The organism is Streptomyces sp. NPDC059853 (assembly GCF_042731495.1).
In the GTDB taxonomy this organism is placed as follows: Bacteria; Actinomycetota; Actinomycetes; order Streptomycetales; family Streptomycetaceae; genus Streptomyces.
The window spans coordinates 1-4,851 of sequence record NZ_JBHWJL010000352.1; the positions used below are offsets into that span (position 1 = coordinate 1).

Here is a 4,851-nt window from a genome sequence, read left to right on the forward strand (position 1 = left end):
ACCGTGTACGGTCCGGGGCGCCCGCGCGGGGGTGCTCCGGTCAGCTGACGCCGAGCAGCTGCTCGATGGGATCGATGGCGAAGTGCACCAGGAAGAGTGCCGCCGTCGCCCACAGCAGCCAGTGCACCTCGCGTGCCTTGCCCAGCGCGGTCTTCACGACGACGTAGGCGATGAAACCGGCACCGATGCCGTTGGTGATGGAGTAGGTGAACGGCATCACCGCGATCGTCACGAACGCCGGGATCGCCAGCGACTGGTCCGTCCAGTCGATCTTGCTGACCTGCGCCATCATCAGGAATCCGACGGTGACGAGCGCCGGCGCGGCGGCCTGGGCCGGCACCACCGCGGCCAGCGGCGCGAGGAAGAGGGACAGCCCGAACAGCGCGCCGGTCACCAGGTTGGCGAAGCCCGTCCTGGCGCCTTCCCCGACGCCCGCCGCCGACTCGATGTAGGAGGTGTTGGAGGAGGCCGAGGCGGCGCCGCCGAACACCGTGGCCAGGCCGTCCACGAACAGCAGCCGGCCGAGGCGGGGGACGCGTCCCTTCTCGTCCAGCAGCCCCGCCTCGCCGGTGACGCCCACGGCGGTCCCCATGGTGTCGAAGAAGTCGGTGAGGAAGAGGGTGAAGACGATCAGCACCACGGTGATGACCCCGACCTGGCCCACCGAACCGAACAGGCTGAACTGGCCGATCAGCCCGAAGTCGGGGGCCGCGGCGATCTTCTCCGGGAGGGCGGGGACCGTCAGTCCCCACGCGGCGTCGTCGATGTCGGCGATCGCGTTGATGATGATCGCCACCACCGTGGTCGCGGCGATCGAGATGAGGATGGCGCCCTTGGTCCCGCGGGCGAGCAGGGACAGCGTCAGCAGCAGCCCGAGGCAGAACACCAGCACCGGCCAGCCGGCCAGCTGGCCGCCCGCGCCGAGGTGCACCGGCGGCGAGCCTTCGGCGCCCACCGAGAAGCCGGCGTTCACGAAGCCGATGAAAGCGATGAACAGACCGATCCCGGCGCCGATGGCCATCTTCAGCGGCATCGGTATGGCGTGCATCACCTTCTCCCGCAGCCCGGTGCCGGCCAGGGCGCAGATGATGACGCCCTCCAGCAGGACCAGGCCCATCGCGTCGGGCCAGCTCATCTGGGGGGCGATCTGATACGCCACCATGGCGTTCAGCCCCAGGCCGGCGGCGAGCGCCAGCGGCAGGTTGGCGGTGATGCCCATCAGGACGGTGGAGATCCCGGCCACCAGCGCGGTGACCGTCACCACCTGCCCGAACGAGAGCTGGTTGCCGTGCACATCCGTGGCCCCGCTCAGGATGATCGGGTTGAGGACCAGGATGTAGGCCATGGTGAAGAACGTGGCGATCCCGCCGCGCACCTCCCGGCCGAGGGTGGAGCCACGCGCCGATATCTGGAAGAAGGAATCGGCGCGTGCGATGAGCGCGGGGCGGGACGGCATGGGCTTCCTCGGTGATGTGGTGCGGGTGACGCGGTGTGCGACCGGGGAATTCTGCCTGCCGAGCCGACCGGAAGGGTTTACACGGTGTAACACGATGCCGCACCGTTACGGAATCGCGCTCTGCGGCAGGGCTCAGGGCAGCCGGTCGAGGGCGTGCCGGACCAGGGCCAGATCATCGGCGGTGGCCAGCCCGGCGTGGTAGAGCCGCAGTTCGGTGGCGCCCAGAGAGGCGGCGTGTGCGGCGTCATCGACCAGGGTACCGGGGCTGCCGCCCATGCCCGCGACGATCTGGAAGTTCGCCGCCAGCACCGTGTGCGGGCGGCGGTGCGCGGCGAACGGCGCCAGCACCTCGGTACGGGCCGCGGCGTCGCCGGTGCAGGGCAGCACCACCCCGTCGGCGTGGTCCAGCACCCGGGCCGGGTCGGTGCCCGCGTTGGCGCCCAGCGCCCGGGGCCCGGGGTGGGCGTGCAGCAGCACCCGGAAGCCGGGCAGGCCGCGCTCGCGGGCCCGCTCCCGTACGGCGGCCACCGTCTCGCGCTGGAAGGTGTCGGCCGCCGCCGCCCGCCAGCCGGCCACGGCCGCCGCCGCCGCGCCGGTCAGCTCGCCCTCGACCGGACGGCCTTCCCAGGCGGGGGCGAGCAGGTCCCGCACCCGGGCGCGCAGCCGCTGCGGATCGGCGCCGTGCTCCGCGTACCCCTGCTCGCACACGGCGCAGAAGCACAGCGACATCAGCCAGCGCCCGTAGCCGCCGAGCGGCGCGCCCGCGATCTTGTCGTGGGCGTGCGGGTGCTCCAGGCCGTACCAGCCGCAGGACTCCAGTTCGGTGCCGCTGGTGCCGGGCCGCACCGCCGCCTCGGCCGCCAGCCGGACCGCGTAGCCGCGGACCTCGGGGCGGGCGATGCACGGCGCCCAGGGGTAGTGGTCGCCGTGGGCGTTGCGGACGGTGCTGTCGGGGTGTTCCCGGCCGAGCCGGGAGTTGTGGGCGAGGATCACCCACGAGTGGACCTCCAGTCCGGCCGCGCGGAGGGCTTCGGCGGCCTCGCCGTACGGGTCCTCGCCGGGCAGCCAGGTCTGGGCGGCGGGCCGCAGCGCGGAGTCCGCCCAGTGGGCGGGGTCGGCGGGGTAGTAGACGGCGGAGTGCCGGGCGGTGACGACGCGCCGCCCCGGGTGGCGCGGGGTGAGGGCGCGGGTGGCGTGGTAGGCGGAGGCGAGGGTGACCTGCTGGACGCCGAGCCCGGCGACCAGCCCGGCGGCGGCGGGGTCGCCGTTGACGTCCCAGGGATAGAGGAAGGCGGAGGTACGGGGCATCGGTGTCAGTGTCCAACCAGGCTGAGGCCGCGCTCGACGAGGGCGGCGAGTTCGGTGAGATGGGCGGGGGCGGGTTCGGTGAGCGGGGCACGGACCGTGCCGACGTCGAGTCCGCGCAGCCGGACCCCGGCCTTGACCAGGGACACGGCGTAGCCCTTGCCCCGGTCGCGCAGTTCGACCAGGGGACGGTAGAAGCCGTCCAGGAGCCGGTCGGCCATGGCGCGGTCGCCGGTGGCCAGGGCGGTGTGGAAGGCGCGGGCGATCTCGGGGGCGAAGCAGAAGACGGCGGAGGAGTAGAGGTCGACGCCGAGCGCCCGGTAGGCGGGCTGGGTGAGTTCGGCGGTGGGCAGCCCGTTGAAGTAGCGGAACTCCTCGCCGGGGGCCTCGGTGCGCACCGCGCCGATGATGCGCTGGAGGAGGCCGAGGTCGCCGACGCCGTCCTTGAGGCCGGTGATGCCGGGGGTGCGGGCCAGGGCGACGGCGGTGGCCGGGGTGAGGGTGACGTTGTCGCGCTGGTAGACGATGAGGTCGAGGCTGGTGGCGGCGGCGAGCTGGGTGTAGTGGGCGAGCAGGCCGTGCTGTTCGGCGCGCACCAGGTAGGGCGGCAGCGCGAGCAGGCCGTCGGCGCCCGCGGCCTCGGCGCTGCGCGCGAAGTCGAGGGCGAGGGCGGTGCCGTAGCCGGTGCCGGCGACGACGGGGACGCGTCCGGCGGCCTCCTCGACGGCGGCGGTGACGCAGGTGTGGAACTCCTGGGGGGTCAGGGCGTGGAACTCGCCGGTGCCGCAGCAGGCGAAGACCGCCCCGGCGCCCGCCTCGATCCCGGCGCGCACATGGGCCCGGTAGGCGTCGGGGTGCAGGGAGCCGTCCGGGTGGAAGGCGGTCACGGGGAAGAAGAGCGGACCGGCCAGCCGTGCGGCCAGTGATGCGGTCGTCATGCGGGGCCCCCAGAGATGTACAGGATGCTGACCTTCGTCCATATACCTGAACAGCCACGCTAGAGGAGTACGAAATCAAAGGTCAACAGGTCTTTGACAGCACGTTGACGCGCACAGGGCGACCACTTAGCGTGTCCCGATATATGAATGATATTTATGGATGGAGACTCGATGAGTGCCGCTGAGCCCACTGGCCGTACCGGATCCACGGTTCTGCTCACCGGAGCCGCCGGCGGCGTGGGCACCCTGATGCGGGAACTGCTGCCCGCCTACGGCTATACGCTGCGGCTGCTCGATGTGGTCCCGGTGCCCGGCGCCCCGGAGGCGATCACCGCCGACCTCGGCGACCGGGACGCGCTGCGCGCGGCGGTGCGCGGGACCGACGCCATTCTCCATCTGGCGGGCATCTCCCTGGAATCCTCCTTCGAGAAGATCCTGCGCGCCAATATCGAGGGCACCTACAACCTGTACGAGGCGGCCCGCGAGGAAGGCGTACGCCGGATCGTCTTCGCGTCGAGCAACCACGCCATGGGCTACCACCCGTGGCCCGCGCCCGGGAGCGACGCCCCGCTGCTGGCCGCCGACGCCCCGCACCGCCCCGACACCTTCTACGGCCTCTCCAAGTGCTTCGGCGAGGACCTGGCCCAGCTCTACTGGGACAAGTACGGCATCGAGACGGTGTCGGTCCGGATCGGCTCGCTGTTCGCCGAGCCCAACTCGGTACGGATGCTGTCGATGTGGCTGAGCCCGGCGGACGGCGCCCGGCTCTTCCACGCCGCGCTCACCGCACCCGGCGTCGGCCACACCGTGGTCTACGGCTCCTCGGCCAACACCCGGCTGGTGTGGGACCTGACCACGGCGCGAAGCCTCGGCTACGCGCCGCAGGACGATTCCGAGAAGTACGCCGAGAAGCTGATCGCCGAACAGGGCGAACTGGACCTGGGCAACCCCGACCAGGCCCACCTCGGCGGCCACTTCGTGACCAGCCCCCCGCAGTGGCCGGTGGGCAACCGCCCGCACCCCAGCCCCGAGGAGGACTGACGCACAACCGCCGCCCGGCGGGCGCGGCTCCCGAGCCGCGCCCCCCGCCCCCCCCGCCCCCCGCGGGGCGCGCCCCGGGCGCGCGCCGGGGCGGGGGGGGCCCGCGGTAGG

4 protein-coding genes are annotated in these 4,851 nt (G+C 72.7%); 1 reads left to right on the forward strand and 3 read right to left on the reverse strand.

Annotated features, from left to right (window positions below):
- Positions 1-40: 40 nt before the first annotated feature.
- The 3 genes from ACFV5N_RS24690 to ACFV5N_RS24700 form a co-directional block, all read right to left on the reverse strand.
- Positions 41-1,456, reverse strand: a complete 1,416-nt coding sequence (locus ACFV5N_RS24690; RefSeq protein WP_385603835.1) for an NCS2 family permease — start codon at positions 1,454-1,456, stop codon at positions 41-43.
- A 132-nt stretch (positions 1,457-1,588) separates the two neighbouring features.
- Positions 1,589-2,764: a hypothetical protein gene (locus ACFV5N_RS24695; protein WP_385603838.1), complete on the reverse strand. Its 1,176-nt coding sequence runs from the start codon at positions 2,762-2,764 to the stop codon at positions 1,589-1,591.
- A gap of 5 nt (positions 2,765-2,769) precedes the next feature.
- Positions 2,770-3,699, reverse strand: coding sequence for a 5-dehydro-4-deoxyglucarate dehydratase (locus tag ACFV5N_RS24700; RefSeq protein WP_385603841.1), 930 nt, complete (start codon positions 3,697-3,699; stop codon positions 2,770-2,772).
- A gap of 171 nt (positions 3,700-3,870) precedes the next feature.
- On the opposite strand from ACFV5N_RS24700, the gene ACFV5N_RS24705 reads away from it, so the two are divergent.
- Positions 3,871-4,740: an NAD-dependent epimerase/dehydratase family protein gene (locus tag ACFV5N_RS24705; RefSeq protein ID WP_385603844.1), complete on the forward strand. Its 870-nt coding sequence runs from the start codon at positions 3,871-3,873 to the stop codon at positions 4,738-4,740.
- Positions 4,741-4,851 lie beyond the last annotated feature (111 nt).